Here is a 15,527-nt window from a genome sequence, read left to right as displayed (position 1 = left end):
AGCGTTATTTCAATCAATTTTTAATGTTTTTCGGCCGCGCCTCTGGACAAGGCGAATCACCTTTGATTCTTTACAGACGATTCGGATGTGCGGTGTTGCCGGATCGTCAAGCGTACGGAAATTCGGGGAGTGCCATTTATGGCCAAGGCGGACGCGTGGGGCGCGCCCGAAGGGACGGCTTTTGAGCGGCGCAAGGCGCGAGGCGACGGCCTCGCCGGCAATACGCGGCTCATCGCTGAACCAGCCTACCGGCGGCTCCTGGCTGCCGAACCCCTTCTGCGCCGTTCGATACCGGCTCTCATCATCATCTTCCTGATCGTCATCGCCGCACTGCGCGTGCTGTCGCTGATGAACGAGCGCGACGAGGCCGAGCGCGATGGCAAGGCGGTGCTAGGTCTCGCCGCCGGCCAGATGGCGAACGCAATCTCGGCCGACCCGACCGCGGCATCCAGCGGTGCAATTGATCTTCTGGAAAGCACGAGCCGCCAGGGCGCCATGGGCAGAAGCCATGTGCTTGTGATCACCGACAGCGCCTTCAAGATCATTGCCGTGTCGCCGCTGTCGACCGGCTGGCAAGGGCGATCGCTGGACAGCCTGGTGCTGGACGGCCAGCCGCTGTTCATGTTCGGCGACCGCGCCGGGGTCATGGATGTCAGCATCGGCGGCCAGGACTGGTACGCGGCGGTGAGCCTGACCCGGGACCGCAAGAACGCCGCCGCCGTGCTGGTGCCGCAGGAAGCGGCGTTCGACAACTGGCGCAAGACCGTCTCGCTCAACGTCACGCTGTTTGTGCTGACAGCCGGCGTGCTGATCATCATCCTCTACGCCTATTTCGGCCAGGCATCGCGCGCCCAGACAGCCGACCGCATCTATCTCGAAGCCCATCAGCGCATCGACATGGCGCTGGTTCGCGGTCGCTGCGGCCTGTGGGACTGGGACATGGTGCGCGGCAAGATGTACTGGTCGCGCTCGATGTACGACATGCTGGGCTACGAGCCCTGCAACTCGATGCTGTCGTTCGGCGAGGTCGACGACATCATCCACCCCGAGGACGGCGACCTGTTCGAGCTGGCCAACAAAATCGTCGAGCGCGAGATCGACCATATCGACCAGGTGTTCCGGATGCGTCACGCCGACGGCCAGTGGGTGTGGATGCGCGCCAGGGCCCAGGTGATCGACCCGGAAGCGCCTGAGATCCAGCTGATCGGCATTGCCGTCGACGTCACCGAGCAGCGGCATCTGGCGCTGCGCTCGGAGGCGGCCGACCTGCGCCTGCGGACCGCGATCGAAAACATCAACGAGTCCTTCGTGCTGTGGGATGCCGCCCAGCGCCTGATCATGTGCAATTCCAAATACCAGAAGGACAACGGCCTGTCGGACCGCGACGTCATGCCGGGCGCTGCGCGCGCCGTGCTTGAAGAGCGCATGCTGGCCTTCGCCTCTGAACGGCGGCTGGCCAACACCAACGGGCCGCAAGGGGGCGCAACCTTCGAGCGGCAGCTCTCCGACGGCCGCTGGCTGCAGGTCAACGAACTGAGGACCCGGGACGGCGGCACGGTCTCCGTCGGCTCCGACATCACCCAGATCAAGCTGCACCAGGAAAAGCTGGTCGACAGCGAGCGCCGGCTGATGGCGACCATCCACGACCTCAGCCTCGCCCGCCGGGCCGAGGAAGAGCGCGCCAAGGAACTGGTCGAGCTCAACCGCGAATATATGAAGGAAACCGAGCGCGCCGAGGCCGCCAATCGGGCCAAATCCGAATTCCTGGCCAACATGTCGCACGAGCTGCGCACGCCGCTCAACGCCATCATCGGGTTCTCCGAACTGATGGAACAAGGCCTGTTCGGGCCGCTCGGTTCGCCGCGCTACGAGGAATATGCCAACGACATCAACGGCAGCGGCAAATATCTGCTCGGCGTCATCAACGACATACTCGATATGTCGAAGATCGAAGCCGGCCAATTCTCGGTGGACCGCGAGGAAATCGATCTCTGCCCGCTGATCCGCGAGACGGTGCGGGTGATCTCGCTGCAGGCGGCGGAGAAATCGATCACGGTCGAAACCCGCATCGCCGATACGATGACGCTGTTCGCCGACCGCCGGGCGATCAAGCAGATCGCCATCAATCTGCTGTCGAATGCGGTGAAGTTCACCGGCCAGGGCGGCCATATCTCGGTGCGCGCCCGCAACACGTCAGGCGCGCTGGTGCTGACCATCGAGGACAATGGCTGCGGCATTCCGAAGGAGGCACTGAGCAAGCTTGGCCGCCCCTTCGAACAGGTGCAGAACCAGTTTTCGAAGAACCACGCCGGTTCCGGCCTCGGCCTTGCCATCTCGCGCTCGCTGGCCGAGTTGCAAGGAGGAGCGCTGAAAATCCGCTCGACCGAAGGCGTCGGCACGATCGTGTCGGTGCGCATCCCGGTGAAGAAGGCGCAACCGGCGGTGAAGGCGGCGGCCTGACGGCCCGCCAATGCCAGCGGTGCTCTCCGCTGCGTTCAAGGACTGAGTAGGCGCGGTCATGTAAGGACTCCGGCGGCTTCGCCGCCGGAGCCACAATCACCACTCACTCCATGCTGTCGTCGCCGCCGTCCCATTGGTGGTGGCGGCCCATGCGGCCTTTCTTTGGGAGTTCGTTGCGCTCGATCTTGCCGTCATTGTTGCGGTCGAGCATGGCGAACACCTTCTTCTCACGCCCGGTGATGTCGTCCGTGGTCAGCGTGCCGTCGCCCTTGGTGTCGTAGCGGGCGACGATACGCTTTGCCATTTCCTCGAACCGCGCCTTTTCCAGCGCGTCGGCGAGCTGGGCAACGGTCAGCTTGCCGCCATTGTCGGCGACCAGCTTCTTCAGCCGCGCGTTCATGGCGTCGGAAAACTGGTCGAAGCTGATGGTGCCGTTGGAATCCTTCATCGCCTTGTCGAGGCGCATCATCGCGCCCTCGCGCATTCTGGCGCTGGCATTGTTCTCGGCATAGGCGGTGGTGCCAACGGCGCCGGCAAGCGCGACGAAGGCAAGGGCAAGTCCGGTTGTCTTTCTCATGGGTATTCTCCTGTTGCATCGTCACCCCCGATGCGATCCGAAACAGCCGCCAGCGCTTCACGCCCTCACAACCGTTTCGTACGAAGCAAAAGGTCGAAATCCTTTCTGACCTTTTGCGACGTCTCCTTGAGGTGTGCTTCCAGCACACCGAAATCCGGCAGGTCAGTCACCGCCAGAAGCAGATCCGACAGTCCCGGCGGAACGTCATCGCGTTCGAATGCGCCGGTGAGGCAAAGCCGCGTCATCTGGGTCAGCGCCAGATAGAGCTGGTAGGCTTCGCAAAGCTGCTGCCTGACGTCAGCCTCGGCGAAATCCGGCGACAGATGCGCCAGAATTTCGCCGGTCGCGGTCACCCTGCGGCCGGCTTCGACCTGCCCGGTTATAACCGCCACCTGCGCGATGAATTCGAGGTCGATGAGGCCGCCGGAGATGAGCTTGATGTCCCAGAGATCGCGCGGCGATTTTTCCTTCTCGATCAGCGCGCGCATCTCGGATGCCTCTGCCCTCACCTTGGCGGCGTCGCGCGGCAAGGCCAGAAGTGCCGCCACCTCGGCCTCGACCTCGGCGCAAAGGGCCGCGTCGCCGCCGATGGCGCGCGCCCGGGCCAGCGCCATGTGCTCCCAGGTCCAGGCCTCCTGGCGCTGGTATTTCGTGAAGGCATCGATGTGGGTGGCCACCGGCCCCTTGTTGCCGGATGGCCGCAAGCGCAGGTCGAGCTCGTAGAGAACGCCTTCGGCGGTCGGCGCCGAGACAGCCGCGATCAGCCGCTGCGTCATCCTGGTATAGTAGTGCGATGGTGCGAGCGGCTTGTCGCCGTCGGACTCGTCGGCATCCGCGTCGTGGTCGTAGAGCAGAATGAGGTCGACGTCCGAACCAGCCGTCAATTCGCGGCTGCCGAGTTTGCCCATGCCGAGCAGCGACACGGTGCCGCCGGCGATGCGGCCATGACGCAGCGCGAATTCGGTGGTCACCGCCTGCAATGCGGCGTCGATGGTGAGGTCGGCGAGATCGGAAAAGGCGCGGCCGGCGCGCGCCGGGTCGATCGAGCCGGCGAGCAGCCTGACACCGATCAGGAATTTCTGCTCGGAGGCAAAGATGCGCAGCCGGTCAAGCACATCCTCGTAGGGCCTGTCGCCATCGATGAAAGCGGCCAACCGCGCTGAGAGATAGGCGCGGTTGGGCAATTCGGTGAGCAGCGCCGGGTCGAGCAGACCGTCGAAGACATGCGGGCGCCTTGTGATGATTGCCGCCAGCCGAGGCGCGGCGCCCATGATCGTCGCCATAAGCTTCAGCAGAGCGGGATTCGACTGCAGCAGCGAAAACAGCTGGATGCCGGCGGGCAGGCCGGCGAGGAATTCATCGAAGCGAACCAGCGCCTCGTCGGCCCGGCGCGTCTGGCCGAAGGCTTTGAGCAGCGCCGGCGTCAGTTCGGTCAGCCGCTCGCGCGCTTCCGCCGACTGGGTGGCGCGATAGCGGCCGAAATGCCAGCCCCGAATGACGCGGCAGATGTCGCTTGGCCGCTGGAAGCCAAGGCCATGCAAGGTCTGCAGCGTGTCGGGATCGTCGACATCGCCGGTGAAGACCAGATTGCCGACGCCGGCCGACAATTCAGGCGCAGTCTCGAACAGCGCGGCGTAATGGCGCTCGACCTCATGCAAAGCCGCGCGAAAGGTTTCGGCAAATCTGGCGGCATCGGCAAAGCCCAGCATATGGGCGATGCGTTCCAGCCCTTCATCATCGTCGGGCAGAATATGCGTCTGCTCGTCGGCGACCATCTGGATGGCGTGTTCCACGCCGCGCAGAAACCAATATTGCTGCGTGAGCGCGTCGCGTGCATCGGCGGTGATCCAGTTGCGCGCCGCCAGCGCACCCAGCATCGGCACCGTCTCGCGGCCGCGCAGCTCCGGAAAACGGCCGCCGGCGATCAGTTGCTGGGTCTGGACGAAGAACTCGATTTCGCGAATGCCGCCGCGGCCGAGCTTGACGTTGTGTCCTTTGACCGCGATCTCGCCATGACCCTTGTGGGCATGGATCTGGCGCTTGATCGAATGAACGTCGGCGATCGCCGCATAGTCCATGTATTTGCGCCAGACATAGGGCTGCAATTCCCGCAGGAACGCGTCCCCGGCATCGAGATCGCCGGCCACGGGACGCGCCTTGATCATGGCGGCGCGCTCCCAGTTCTGGCCGCGCGCCTCATAGTAGCGAAGTGCTGCCTCGACCGGGATGGCCAGCGGCGTCGAGCCTGGATCGGGACGAAGCCTCAAATCGGTGCGGAAGACATAGCCGTGCCCGGTGCGGTCCTGCAGGATGCGGACCAGCCTGCGGGTCAGGCGCGCAAACAGCTCTGTGGCCTCGAGCGGATCGACGATCGCCGGCGCATCCGGATCGAAGAAGACGACGAGGTCGATGTCGGAGGAGAAATTCAGTTCATGCGCGCCAAGCTTGCCCATGCCGAGCACGATCCAGCCGGATTGCCGTGACGGATTTTCGGGATCGGGTAATTTGAGCTTGCCTTGGCTGTGCGCCTCGCGCAGCAGGAAGTCGACCGCCGCGCAGGTGCAGGCATCGGCGAGATTGCTGAGGCGCCTTACCGTCAGCGCGGCATCGGCCTCGCCGGAGAGGTCTGCAAGTGCGATCAGGAAGTGAGCTTCGCCCTTCCACTGCCTGAGTTCCATCATCAGGCTGGATTCGGAAACGGTCTCGGCAAAGGCGGCCTTGCCGATCGCTTCGGCGATGGCGAGCAGCCGAGCCTCGACACTGCCATCGAACAGCGCGTCGAGGATTTGCGGCCGGCGGCGCGCGACATCGCGGAGGAAGGGCGAGAGGTCGAAGACGGCAGCGAGAAACTCCTGTGCGGCGCCCTTGCCCACTAGGAATTTCGCCAGCCGCGGCAGGTTCTCGTCCTTGGCATCGCCAGCGATCTCCGACAGTTCACGCCGGGCGCGGGTCTCATCCAGCGGCGCGAGCTGCGCCGCCAGTTGCAGGCGCCATTCGGTCTCGATCCGTTTCGCAGCCATCCTCACCGCCATCAATGGTCCTCCCGCGCCGGGAAGCTCATGATAACGGACAATCCGGGATTGGCAGGCAGAAGTTCAAGCCGGCCATTGTGAAAAGTCATGATCGCCTTGGCGAGGCTGAGGCCAAGACCGGATCCCGGCTGCGAGCGGCTCTTTTCCAGCCGCACGAAGCGCTCGGTCGCCCTGGCGCGGTCGGCATCGTCGGGGATGCCATGGCCATTGTCGGAAACGGAAAGGCGGATTTCGTGACCGACGCGCTGCAGGGCTACGCGCACGGCAGGCTTTTCCGTCGCATCGGTCGAGTATTTGATGGCGTTGTCGACGATGTTCGACAGCGCCTGGCCGATCAGCTCGCGGTTGCCATCGACGGAAAAATCCCCGTCCGCGGCAGTTTCGAGCACCACGCCAGCCTCCTCCGCCACCGGCTCATAAAGCTCGACAACGTCATGCACTGCGGCGGCGAGATCGACCTTGCTGGTGCTCTCCGAGGAATAGCCGGCCTCCAGCCTGGAGATCATCAGGATGGCGTTGAAGGTTTTTATAAGCTGGTCGGATTCGGCGATGGCGCCTTCGAGCGCCTGCCGGTAATCGATGGTTTTGTGCTTGCCCGAAAGGGTGGCCTCGGCGCGGTTGCGCAGCCTGGTCAGCGGCGTCTTCAAATCATGCGCGATGTTGTCGGAGACCTGCTTCAGCCCTTCGTTCAGCGTCGCGATCCTGGCCAGCATGGTGTTGAGGTTTTCCGACAGGCGGTCGAACTCGTCGCCGGCGCCGGTCACCGGCAGCCGTCCCGTGAGATCGCCGCCCATGATGCGGCGGCTTGCCTCCGAGACGCTGTCGATGCGCTTCAGCGCGGCGCGGCCGACAAGGAACCAGATCAGCAGCCCGCCCAGGCCCATCATGCCCAGCGCCAGCATCAGCGCGCGGCGGACGACGGCGCGGAAGCGCTCGGGCTCGCCGAGATCGCGGCCGACAAGCATGATCATCTGGTTGGGCAGCCGCAGCACCAGCGCGATGGCGTTGTGGCCCTTCTCGCCCTCGGACTGAATTTCGGTCTCGCCGGGCTGCGCGCCGTTCGGGTCGGCAGCCTGGTTGCGCTGCCGTTCGAGCTCACCTTCGCCGAAACGGCGATAGGAGAAGGGTTCGGTCGTCCAGCCATCGGTCTCGAGCACCCCCGGTGCCAGGCTCTGCACGTTGCCGGTGAGGATCTGGCCGTTGACATCGGCAATGAGATAGAGGTTGGCGCCGGGCTGGCGCGAGCGCTGCTCAACGACGCGCACCAGCCGCGGCAGGCCGCCGCTCTGATAGGCACGGGCGAGGCCGAGCACCTCGTCATTGATGGTCTGCTGGGTCTGGCCGGTCAGCATGCGGGCCGACAACGACGTCATGTAGAAGACCAGCAACACGGCACATAGCGCGAAAAGCAGGAAATAAAGCGCTGAAAGCCGCGCCGCCGTCGTCCTCATGATGGCCGGCAGGGAAAGGGCCATCGAGTTCTAGCTCATGATGAGATTTGGCTGAAATCTCATCATGACCTACCCCTTTGTTGGAGCATGATCTTCTCCAAAAACCGGTACCTACTTTTTGGGATCATGCTCTAGCCGCTCTTCAGCATATAGCCGGCGCCGCGAACCGTATGCAGGATCGGCTTGTCGAAACCCTTCTCGATCTTGCCACGCAGGCGCGAGACGTGAACGTCGATCACGTTGGTCTGCGGATCGAAATGATAGTCCCAGACATTTTCGAGCAGCATGGTGCGCGTCACCACCTGGCCGGCATGGCGCATCAGATATTCGAGCAGGCGGAATTCGCGCGGCTGCAGCGTGATCTCGCGCGCCGCGCGCTTGACCGAATGGGACAGCCGGTCAAGCTCGAGATCGCCGACCCGGTAGACGGTTTCGGCCTCCCTGGCGCTGGCGCGGCGGTTCAGCACCTCGACGCGGGCGAGCAATTCGGAAAAGGCATAGGGCTTGGTCAGATAGTCGTCCCCGCCGGCGCGCAGACCGGTGACGCGGTCATCGACTTCGCCCAGCGCCGACAGGATCAGCACCGGCGTGGTGTTGCCGCGCGAGCGCAGGCCGGCAATGACGGAGAGCCCGTCGCGGCGTGGCATCATGCGGTCGACGACCATCACGTCATAGTCGCCGGCATCGGCCAGCGCAAAGCCGGTTTCGCCGTCGCCGGCGACATGGGCGGTGTGCCCAGCCTCGGCAAAGGCCTTCTGCATATAGTCGGCCGCCTCGCGATCGTCTTCTATGACGAGAATCTTCATAGAGCCGTTATACGCGATTTCGCCGGAAGATTGAGGGGCGGCCATGAGCGCAAAAGCTTTCGTTCAAGCATGTCGTTTTGCCAAAACCGCCGTGCACTTTTGGGCGACATGCTTCGATGTTAGAGCGGCAGCGGGCGATGGGCCCGCTGCCGCCGGGGGCAGAACACGATGACTGACTAACGCGTTCGGCCCCTTGCTTCCCGTGCGGCGGCTCGGGGGTGTTGAAACCGCCGCACTGGAAACTGTGTGATGTCAGCCTTTGGCGACTGGCAGCGCGACGAAGCGGTTTGAATCGTCGCGGGTGATCTGCATCAGCACCGCCTTGCGGCCGGACTTGACCGCATCGGCCATCGCCTTGGCGACGTCTTCGGTGCCGTTCACCTCCGTCGAATTGACCGAGGTGATGACATCGCCGGGCTGGATGCCGCGGTCGGCGGCATCGCTGTCGGGATCGACATCGGTCACCACCAGGCCCTTGCCGTTTTCCGACTTGGTGACGGTGAGGCCGAGATCGGCCAGCGCGGCGGGCTTTGCCGGTGCCGCGGGCTGCTGCGGGTCGGCCGAGGCCTGCTTGTCAGTGGATGGCAACGTGCCGAGATCGACCTTGATGGTCTGGCTCTTGCCGTCGCGCCACACCGTGACGTCGACCGACTTGCCGGGTGGGTAGGCGCCGATCAGACGAGCCAGTTCCTTCGGCGATGCGACGTCCTTGCCTTCGACCTGGGTGATCACGTCACCGGCGGTGATGCCGGCCTTCTTGCCGGGGCCACCGTCCTGGGCGCCCGAAACCAGAGCCCCGTTCTGCGACTTCAGGCCCAGCGATTCGGCGATGTCCGATGTAACCGGCTGGATTTCGACGCCGAGCCAGCCACGCTGCACCGAGCCGCTCTTCATCAGATCCTGCACCACCTGCTTGGCGGTCGAGGCCGGAATGTCGAAGGCAATGCCGACGCTTCCGCCCGACGGCGAGAAGATCGCGGTGTTGATGCCGACGACCTGGCCGTTGAGGTTGAAGGTCGGGCCGCCCGAATTGCCGCGGTTGACCGAGGCGTCGATCTGGATGAAGTCGTCGTAGGGACCGGCGCCGATATCACGGCCACGGGCCGAGACGATGCCGGCGGTGACGGTGCCGCCGAGGCCGAACGGATTGCCGACGGCCACCACCCAGTCGCCGACGCGAACCTTGGAATCGTCGGCGAAATCGACATAGGTGAACTTGCCGACGCCATCGACCTTGAGCACCGCCAGATCGGTGCGCGGATCGGTGCCGATCAGCTTGGCGTCAAGCTCCTTGCCGTCATTCATTACCACTGTGAAGGCGGAGCCTTCCTCGACGACATGGTTGTTGGTGACGAGATAACCGTCATCGGAGATGAAGAAGCCCGAACCCTGCGCCACCGGACGCGGCTGGTCGTTGTTATGGTCGCGGTGGCTGAAGCGACGATTGCCGCCGTCATGGCCGTTCTGATCACCAAAGCCGCGGAATTGCTTGAAGAACTGGCGCAGCTGCGGATTGTCGGGCAGGTTGTTCATGCCGTCCGGATCGTCGGACTGGTCGGAGCCGTCATCGGCGGCAGGCTCGATCTTGGCCTTGACCTTGACGCTGACCACGGCCGGCGAAACGCGCTCGACGACATCGGCAAAGCCCGGTACCTGCGGCGCTTCGACCCGCACGGCGTCGGCCAGAACGGGAGCTGTACCAGTGGCAACGGCGCCGAAACCGATGCCGCCGGCAATGGCCAGCGAAGCGGCGGCGGCCAACAGGCGCTTGCGGGTGCGGGAATATGGGTTGGGGGCGATAGTCATGGGTCTCGTATCCTCTTTTCACTGGATGCGGCTCAGGCAGAGCATCCTCGGACAAGAGAAATAGAGAGGCGCACATTACGGCGCCATTTCCGGTGCATGAAAGTTTTGTAATGTTGGGCGGTCGCACAAATCTCTTGGTTGCGCTCGCCTGCTGCCCTATGGTGTACACAACTCAGCACAAGGCTTTCACAATGACAGCAAGCACCACCATGACCATTCGAGTCTCGTCCGAGACCAAGCTGAAGCTGGAGCAGATCGCTACCGATACCAGGCGTAGTAAATCGTTCCTCGCCGCCGAGGCGGTCTCAGCCTATGTCGATCGCGAGCTGGATATCATCGAAGGCATAAAACGTGGCATGGCCGACGCAGAGGCTGGCCGCGTCGTGCCCCACGACGACGCCATGGCGGAGCTCGACGCGGTGATCGAAGCAGCGAAAGCCAGGCGCGCAGGCAAGGCGTGAAGCTGTTCGTCACCTGGTCGCGAGAAGCGCTGGACGATCTCACGCAGCAAGTTGCCTTTATCGCTCAGGACAATCCTGCCGCCGCCCGACGCCTCGCGGACCGTATCCGTGAAATGGGCCGGGGCCTTGGTGATATGGCGACGGGCCGACCTGGCCGGGTAACAGGCACTTATGAGAAGCCCATCGGCCGCCTGCCCTACATCATTGCCTATGAATTGCGCCTGATCGCCGGCCGTCAGAGCATCGTTATCCTGCGCGCCATCCACACGTCGCGGGACTGGCCTTTGGAGGAATGGCCGAGCTAGTCGCTCAGCATCTTGTCCAGCGCCGCCTGTTCCTCGGCGCTCAGCGCCTTGGTTGCCAACGAGCGGCGGGAGCGTGTGGTCAGCACAACGAAAATGCCGCCGACTAGAAGCAGAAGCACCGGCGTGCCCCAAAGCAAGGCGTTGCGCGGGCTGAAGCGCGGCTTCAACAGCACGAACTCGCCGTAGCGCGACACGATATAGTCCATCACCTGCTGGTCGGTATCGCCGGCAACCAGGCGCTGGCGCACCAGGATGCGCAGGTCGCGGGCGAGGTCTGCATCGGATTCGTCGATGGACTGGTTCTGGCAGACCATGCAGCGCAGGCCTTCCGACAGTAGCCGCGCCCTCGCCTCGAGCGCCGGATCGGTGAGAACCTCGTCCGGTTTCACCGCTTGCGCCGCGCCGGCAAACAGCAGCGCCAGAAGCAGGGTGAGCGAGGCCAACGAGAACCTGGTGCTCACGGCGCGCCTGCCGACGGCATGGAGGCTGCCTGCTTGCGGCGGCGCGAGGGTGCGCCAACCCGCAGGCGACGGTCGAGCAGCGACATTGCGGCTCCCGCCATCATCACCAGAGCTCCGCCCCAGATCAGCGTCACCAGCGGCTTCCACCACAGGCGCACCACGACGGATCCATCGGTGCCTTCATCGCCCAGCGACAGATAGAGCTGGCTGAAGCCGATCGTCTCGATGCCGGATTCGGTCGTCGTCGTCTGCCGCACCGGAAAGAAGCGCTTTGCCGAGGTGATTTCGGCTGAAACGCCGCCATCGGCGCCGATCAGGGAAAAGCGGCCGCGCTGCTCGCTGTAGTTCGGACCCTGCGCCGGGAAGAGGCCGTCGAAACGCAGCGTGTGGCCGGAGAGTTCGACGCTCTCGCCGGCATGCATCGACAGTATCCTTTCGGTGCCGAAGCACAGCGTGCCGACAATGCCGAGCGTCGTCAGCCCGAGGCCGAGATGGGCAAGTGCAGTGCCGAACACCGAACGCGGCAGGCCGGCGAAACGGCGCAGCATGATGGCGGGCGACACATTGCCAAAGCCGGACTTGACGGCGAGGTCGGTGAGCGCGCCGCAGACCAGCCAGCAGGCGAGGCCGACACCAAGGGCGGCGAACACCGACGCGCCGTCGATGAACAGCCCGGTGACCAGCATCGCCAGGAGAGCGGCGCCGAAAGCCGCCATCAGGCGCTGGGCGACGGCATAGAGGTCACCGCGCTTCCAGGCGAGCAATGGTCCGAAAGGAACCACGACCAGCAGCGGCACCATCAGCGGGCCGAATGTCAGGTTGAAGAAGGGGGCGCCGACCGAGATCTTGCCGGCCGAAAGCGCTTCGACCGCCAGCGGATAGAGCGTGCCGACCAGCACGGTGGCCGTGGCCGTAGTCAGGAACAGATTGTTGAGAACGAGTGCGCCTTCGCGCGAGATCGGGTGGAACAGGCCGCCGGCCGTCAGCCGCGAGGCGCGCAGCGCAAACAGGGCCAGCGAGCCGCCGATGAACAGCGTCAAAATGCACAGGATGAAGATGCCGCGGGTCGGATCGGTGGCAAAAGCATGCACCGAGGTCAGCACGCCGGAGCGCACCAGGAAGGTGCCGAGCAGCGACAGCGAGAAGGTGAGGATGGCAAGCAGCAGCGTCCAGATCTTGAGCGCCGAACGCTTCTCCATGACGATCGCCGAATGCAGAAGAGCCGTGCCGGCCAGCCACGGCATAAAGGAGGCGTTTTCGACCGGATCCCAGAACCAGAAGCCGCCCCAGCCGAGCTCGTAATAGGCCCAGTAGGAGCCCATCGCGATGCCGCCGGTGAGGAACATCCAGGCGACCAGCGTCCACGGCCGCACCCAGCGCGCCCAGGAGGCATCGATGCGGCCTTCGATGAGGGCGGCGGCCGAGAAGGAAAAGCAGATAGAGAACCCGACATAGCCGAGATAGAGCAGCGGCGGATGGATGGCGAGGCCAAGATCCTGCAGGACCGGGTTGAGATCGCGGCCCTCGATCGGCGCCGGATTGAGCCGGGTGAACGGATTGGATGTCGTCAGGATGAACAGGAAGAAGGTGGCGCCGATAGCCCCCTGCACGGCCAGCACATTGGCGCGCAGCGTCGCCGGAAGGTTGGAGCCGAAGACAGCGACCAGCGCACCGAAGAAGGTCAGGATCAGCACCCAGAGCAGCATCGAGCCTTCGTGATTGCCCCAGGTTCCGGTGATCTTGTAGATCAGCGGCTGCAGCGAATGCGAGTTTTCCCACACGCTCGCCACCGAGAAATCGGAACTTGCATAGGCGCCGGCGAGTGCTGCGAACGACAGCGCCGTGAGCGCGAAGCCTGTGACCGTGACGGGACCGCCGACAGCCATCAGCCTCTGGTTGCCGGTACGGGCGCCGATCAGCGGCACCAGCGTCTGCACCAGCGACAGCACAAAGGCGAGGACGAGCGCGAAGTGTCCGGTCTCAACCATTACTGGCTCTTGCTCTCTTGCCACACGCCCTTGGCCTTCAGCCCGTCAGCGACTTCCTTGGGCATGTAGCGCTCGTCATGCTTGGCCAGCACGCTGTCGGCGACGAAAACGCCGTCGGCGCCAAAGCTGCCTTCGGTGATGACGCCCTGCTCCTCGCGGAACAGATCGGGCAGGATGCCGGTATAGCTGACCTTGACCGATTTGTGCGTGTCGGTGACCGAGAACGCAACCGTCGCGCCCTGCCCGCGCACGACCGTGCCCTTTTCGACGAGGCCGCCGAGCCTGATGCGCTGTCCCGGCTGCAAGCTGGCGGTGGTCAGATCGGCGGGCATATAGAAATAGGAGGCCTTCTGGCCCAACGCATAGAAGGTCAGCCCGGTGGCGGCGCCGAGGAAGGCAAGACCTCCGACAATCACCGACAATCGCTTCTGCTTGCGCGTCATGTCCTACTCCGTCGCCGTCAGGCCGAGCGAGGCGGCAAAGGCGGTGAATTTCTTCGCTTCCTCACTGTCGGCGCCAAACACGGCAATACCGCGATGCAGCGCGTCGCGCGCCTGGTCGGCCTTGCCCAGCACAACATAGGAACGAATGAGCCGCATCCATCCTTCCGTGTCGCGCGGATTTTGCCGCAATTTTTCGTCGAGGCCGGCGACCATGGTTTCGATCATGGCCTGCCTGTCCTGCGGCGCCATCGACGAGGCGGCATCGACGGCTGCGGCGTCGGGGCCTTTGGCGGGCTCTCCTGACGCGACGCTGCGGTTGGCGGCCTCGGCCAGTGCCTGTTGGACAGCTCCGCGCCATGGCGAATCCTGCGGCAGGGAATCGAGCATTTTCTGCCAAGCCGTGGTTGCCTCGGGTATGCGGCCTTCCTGGGCCAGCGCCATCGCCAAATAGAACGAGGCTTTCGCGTTTCCCGGGTCGAGTTTTAGCGCCTGTTCGAAAGCGTATTGCGCATCGGCCGAAACGATGCCGCCGGCCGCATTGGCGATCGCTTCGCCGAGACCGGCCTCGCGGGCAGCCGTGTCGCCATCGAGGCGGATGGCATTGCGATAGGCGGTCACGGCATCGGGAAAGCGCTGCAGGCGCAGATAGATCGGGGCGAGCACGTCCCAGCCGCGTCCATCGCCAGGGTTGGCGGCAAGATGGGCCTCGGCGCGCGCCACCAACTCGTCGACCGAACTATCGGCCGGATTCTTGGCCAGCCGTTCGGCAAGCGGCTGCGACGGCAGATCCGGCGAGCCGAGCTGGCTGTAAAGGCCCCAGCTGAGCAGAGGGACCGCCAGTACCGCAGCCGTTGCCACCAGCCTTGCCGCCTTTGACGGCTGCCGCGTGCCAGGCGCATCGGCTTGACCGACATTGGCTTGACCAACATCTCCCAGGCGAAGGATGCGGCGGGCGATTTCGGCGCGCGCCTCCTCGGCTTCCGCCGGCTGGATCAGCCCGCGCGCGGCGTCACGCTCAAGCTCGGCCAGTTGGTCGCGATAGACTTCGAGGTCGTGGTCGCTGCTGGTCGGAGCGTCCTTGCCGCCACTGGTCAGCGGCAGCAGCACCGTCAGGCTTGCGCCCAGCGTGAGGATTGCGGCTATGACCCAGAACAGCATGGTTCTTCCAATAGAGCGAGAGCCCTGCTCTCACAACATGAGGGTGCTGCGACGCTTTGACGGGATTCCGACCCCGGCCCAATGTTCAGGTCAGCGGCGTCCAGCTGCCGTCGGCGTTGCGGCATGCGGTGCCCCGCGCGGTCTGGCCGGCCGTGCCGGTAAACACCGTATGGGTGTACTGGCGGCAATCCTGCGAGCCGACGCGGTAGGGCTGGGCCGCGACGACTTCGCCGGAATGAGCCGAACTGTCGCTCTTCCACGTCACCTTCTGGCCGCTCGCCGTATATTCGAGCGCCTTGTATTCCGCCTCGAGCGCCTTGCGCTTCTCGGTGCTGTTCAGGCCGCTGCCGATCGATCCGCCGACGAGCCCGCCGGCCATGGCCGAGATGATCGTCGTCGCGACTTTGGCCCCTGCAGGAGGCGACGCGGGCGGGTTGGTGATGGAGATATCCGGGCCACTGCCCTTGCCCAGCGTTCCGCAGCCGGAAAGAGCGAGCAGTGCGGAAACGAGCGCAACGCGAATCTTCATGCCAACAACCGGTTTTCTTGAACGGGATGCGCTGGGGGCCGCGTCATCGG

At 64.4% G+C, this 15,527-nt stretch carries 13 protein-coding genes; 3 read left to right on the top strand and 10 right to left on the bottom strand.

Translation table 11 applies throughout. From position 1 onward, the window contains the following. Nucleotides 1-138: 138 nt before the first annotated feature. Nucleotides 139-2,460 carry a PAS domain-containing sensor histidine kinase gene (locus NKI64_RS13925; protein WP_023684522.1) on the top strand — a complete coding sequence of 774 codons (2,322 nt, stop codon included), beginning with the start codon at nucleotides 139-141 and terminating at the stop codon, nucleotides 2,458-2,460. A 103-nt stretch (nucleotides 2,461-2,563) separates the two neighbouring features. Here NKI64_RS13925 and NKI64_RS13920 read toward each other — a convergent pair whose 3' ends face one another. From NKI64_RS13920 to NKI64_RS13900, 5 genes are all read right to left on the bottom strand, one after another. Then, nucleotides 2,564-3,037, bottom strand: a complete 474-nt coding sequence (locus NKI64_RS13920; RefSeq protein ID WP_023715676.1) for an EF-hand domain-containing protein — start codon at nucleotides 3,035-3,037, stop codon at nucleotides 2,564-2,566. A 65-nt stretch (nucleotides 3,038-3,102) separates the two neighbouring features. Further along, complete coding sequence (locus tag NKI64_RS13915) at nucleotides 3,103-6,057, bottom strand: bifunctional [glutamine synthetase] adenylyltransferase/[glutamine synthetase]-adenylyl-L-tyrosine phosphorylase (protein ID WP_023715677.1); 2,955 nt, start codon at nucleotides 6,055-6,057, stop codon at nucleotides 3,103-3,105. An 11-nt stretch (nucleotides 6,058-6,068) separates the two neighbouring features. Next, complete coding sequence (locus NKI64_RS13910) at nucleotides 6,069-7,544, bottom strand: sensor histidine kinase (RefSeq protein WP_023715678.1); 1,476 nt, start codon at nucleotides 7,542-7,544, stop codon at nucleotides 6,069-6,071. Between the two features lie 107 nt (nucleotides 7,545-7,651). Further along, nucleotides 7,652-8,326, bottom strand: a complete 675-nt coding sequence (locus tag NKI64_RS13905; RefSeq protein WP_023670185.1) for a response regulator transcription factor — start codon at nucleotides 8,324-8,326, stop codon at nucleotides 7,652-7,654. A gap of 252 nt (nucleotides 8,327-8,578) precedes the next feature. Then, entirely contained in the window at nucleotides 8,579-10,132 is a 1,554-nt protein-coding gene (locus tag NKI64_RS13900) for a Do family serine endopeptidase (protein WP_023752740.1), read from the bottom strand. A 191-nt stretch (nucleotides 10,133-10,323) separates the two neighbouring features. On the opposite strand from NKI64_RS13900, the gene NKI64_RS13895 reads away from it, so the two are divergent. Both NKI64_RS13895 and NKI64_RS13890 read left to right on the top strand, forming a co-directional pair. Further along, nucleotides 10,324-10,593: a CopG family ribbon-helix-helix protein gene (locus tag NKI64_RS13895; RefSeq protein WP_023684527.1), complete on the top strand. Its 270-nt coding sequence runs from the start codon at nucleotides 10,324-10,326 to the stop codon at nucleotides 10,591-10,593. Next, nucleotides 10,590-10,898 carry a type II toxin-antitoxin system RelE/ParE family toxin gene (locus NKI64_RS13890; protein ID WP_023742647.1) on the top strand — a complete coding sequence of 103 codons (309 nt, stop codon included), beginning with the start codon at nucleotides 10,590-10,592 and terminating at the stop codon, nucleotides 10,896-10,898. Before NKI64_RS13895 ends, NKI64_RS13890 begins: the two co-directional genes overlap by 4 nt. Here NKI64_RS13890 and NKI64_RS13885 read toward each other — a convergent pair. From NKI64_RS13885 to NKI64_RS13865, 5 genes are all read right to left on the bottom strand, one after another. Continuing rightward, nucleotides 10,895-11,359 carry a cytochrome c-type biogenesis protein gene (locus NKI64_RS13885; RefSeq protein WP_352668411.1) on the bottom strand — a complete coding sequence of 155 codons (465 nt, stop codon included), beginning with the start codon at nucleotides 11,357-11,359 and terminating at the stop codon, nucleotides 10,895-10,897. The two genes, NKI64_RS13890 and NKI64_RS13885, sit on opposite strands and share 4 nt — an antisense overlap. After that, nucleotides 11,356-13,347 carry a heme lyase CcmF/NrfE family subunit gene (locus NKI64_RS13880; RefSeq protein WP_352546110.1) on the bottom strand — a complete coding sequence of 664 codons (1,992 nt, stop codon included), beginning with the start codon at nucleotides 13,345-13,347 and terminating at the stop codon, nucleotides 11,356-11,358. Before NKI64_RS13880 ends, NKI64_RS13885 begins: the two co-directional genes overlap by 4 nt. Continuing rightward, complete coding sequence (gene ccmE, locus NKI64_RS13875; protein ID WP_023670179.1) at nucleotides 13,347-13,790, bottom strand: cytochrome c maturation protein CcmE; 444 nt, start codon at nucleotides 13,788-13,790, stop codon at nucleotides 13,347-13,349. The genes NKI64_RS13880 and ccmE overlap by 1 nt, the downstream gene beginning before the upstream one ends. Nucleotides 13,791-13,793: 3 nt before the next feature. Continuing rightward, the gene (gene ccmI, locus NKI64_RS13870; protein WP_023731026.1) at nucleotides 13,794-14,948 is read right to left on the bottom strand and encodes a c-type cytochrome biogenesis protein CcmI; all 1,155 of its coding nucleotides are present in this window, start codon (nucleotides 14,946-14,948) and stop codon (nucleotides 13,794-13,796) included. An 85-nt stretch (nucleotides 14,949-15,033) separates the two neighbouring features. Further along, complete coding sequence (locus tag NKI64_RS13865) at nucleotides 15,034-15,477, bottom strand: RT0821/Lpp0805 family surface protein (protein ID WP_352668410.1); 444 nt, start codon at nucleotides 15,475-15,477, stop codon at nucleotides 15,034-15,036. Nucleotides 15,478-15,527: the final 50 nt, after the last annotated feature.

The organism is Mesorhizobium sp. M0478, assembly GCF_040321305.1.
Lineage (GTDB): Bacteria > Pseudomonadota > Alphaproteobacteria > Rhizobiales > Rhizobiaceae > Mesorhizobium.
The sequence above is the reverse complement of the archived record's forward strand: the minus strand, read 5'-3'. Positions and strand labels throughout refer to the sequence as shown.

Coding starts and splice junctions, on each gene's coding strand:
- NKI64_RS13925 (WP_023684522.1), top strand. CDS start 139: ATGGCCAAGGCGGACGCGTGGGGCGCGCCCGAAGGGACGGCTTTTGAG.
- NKI64_RS13920 (WP_023715676.1), bottom strand. CDS start 3,037: ATGAGAAAGACAACCGGACTTGCCCTTGCCTTCGTCGCGCTTGCCGGC.
- NKI64_RS13915 (WP_023715677.1), bottom strand. CDS start 6,057: ATGGCTGCGAAACGGATCGAGACCGAATGGCGCCTGCAACTGGCGGCG.
- NKI64_RS13910 (WP_023715678.1), bottom strand. CDS start 7,544: ATGGCCCTTTCCCTGCCGGCCATCATGAGGACGACGGCGGCGCGGCTT.
- NKI64_RS13905 (WP_023670185.1), bottom strand. CDS start 8,326: ATGAAGATTCTCGTCATAGAAGACGATCGCGAGGCGGCCGACTATATG.
- NKI64_RS13900 (WP_023752740.1), bottom strand. CDS start 10,132: ATGACTATCGCCCCCAACCCATATTCCCGCACCCGCAAGCGCCTGTTG.
- NKI64_RS13895 (WP_023684527.1), top strand. CDS start 10,324: ATGACAGCAAGCACCACCATGACCATTCGAGTCTCGTCCGAGACCAAG.
- NKI64_RS13880 (WP_352546110.1), bottom strand. CDS start 13,347: ATGGTTGAGACCGGACACTTCGCGCTCGTCCTCGCCTTTGTGCTGTCG.
- ccmE (WP_023670179.1), bottom strand. CDS start 13,790: ATGACGCGCAAGCAGAAGCGATTGTCGGTGATTGTCGGAGGTCTTGCC.
- ccmI (WP_023731026.1), bottom strand. CDS start 14,948: ATGCTGTTCTGGGTCATAGCCGCAATCCTCACGCTGGGCGCAAGCCTG.
- NKI64_RS13865 (WP_352668410.1), bottom strand. CDS start 15,477: ATGAAGATTCGCGTTGCGCTCGTTTCCGCACTGCTCGCTCTTTCCGGC.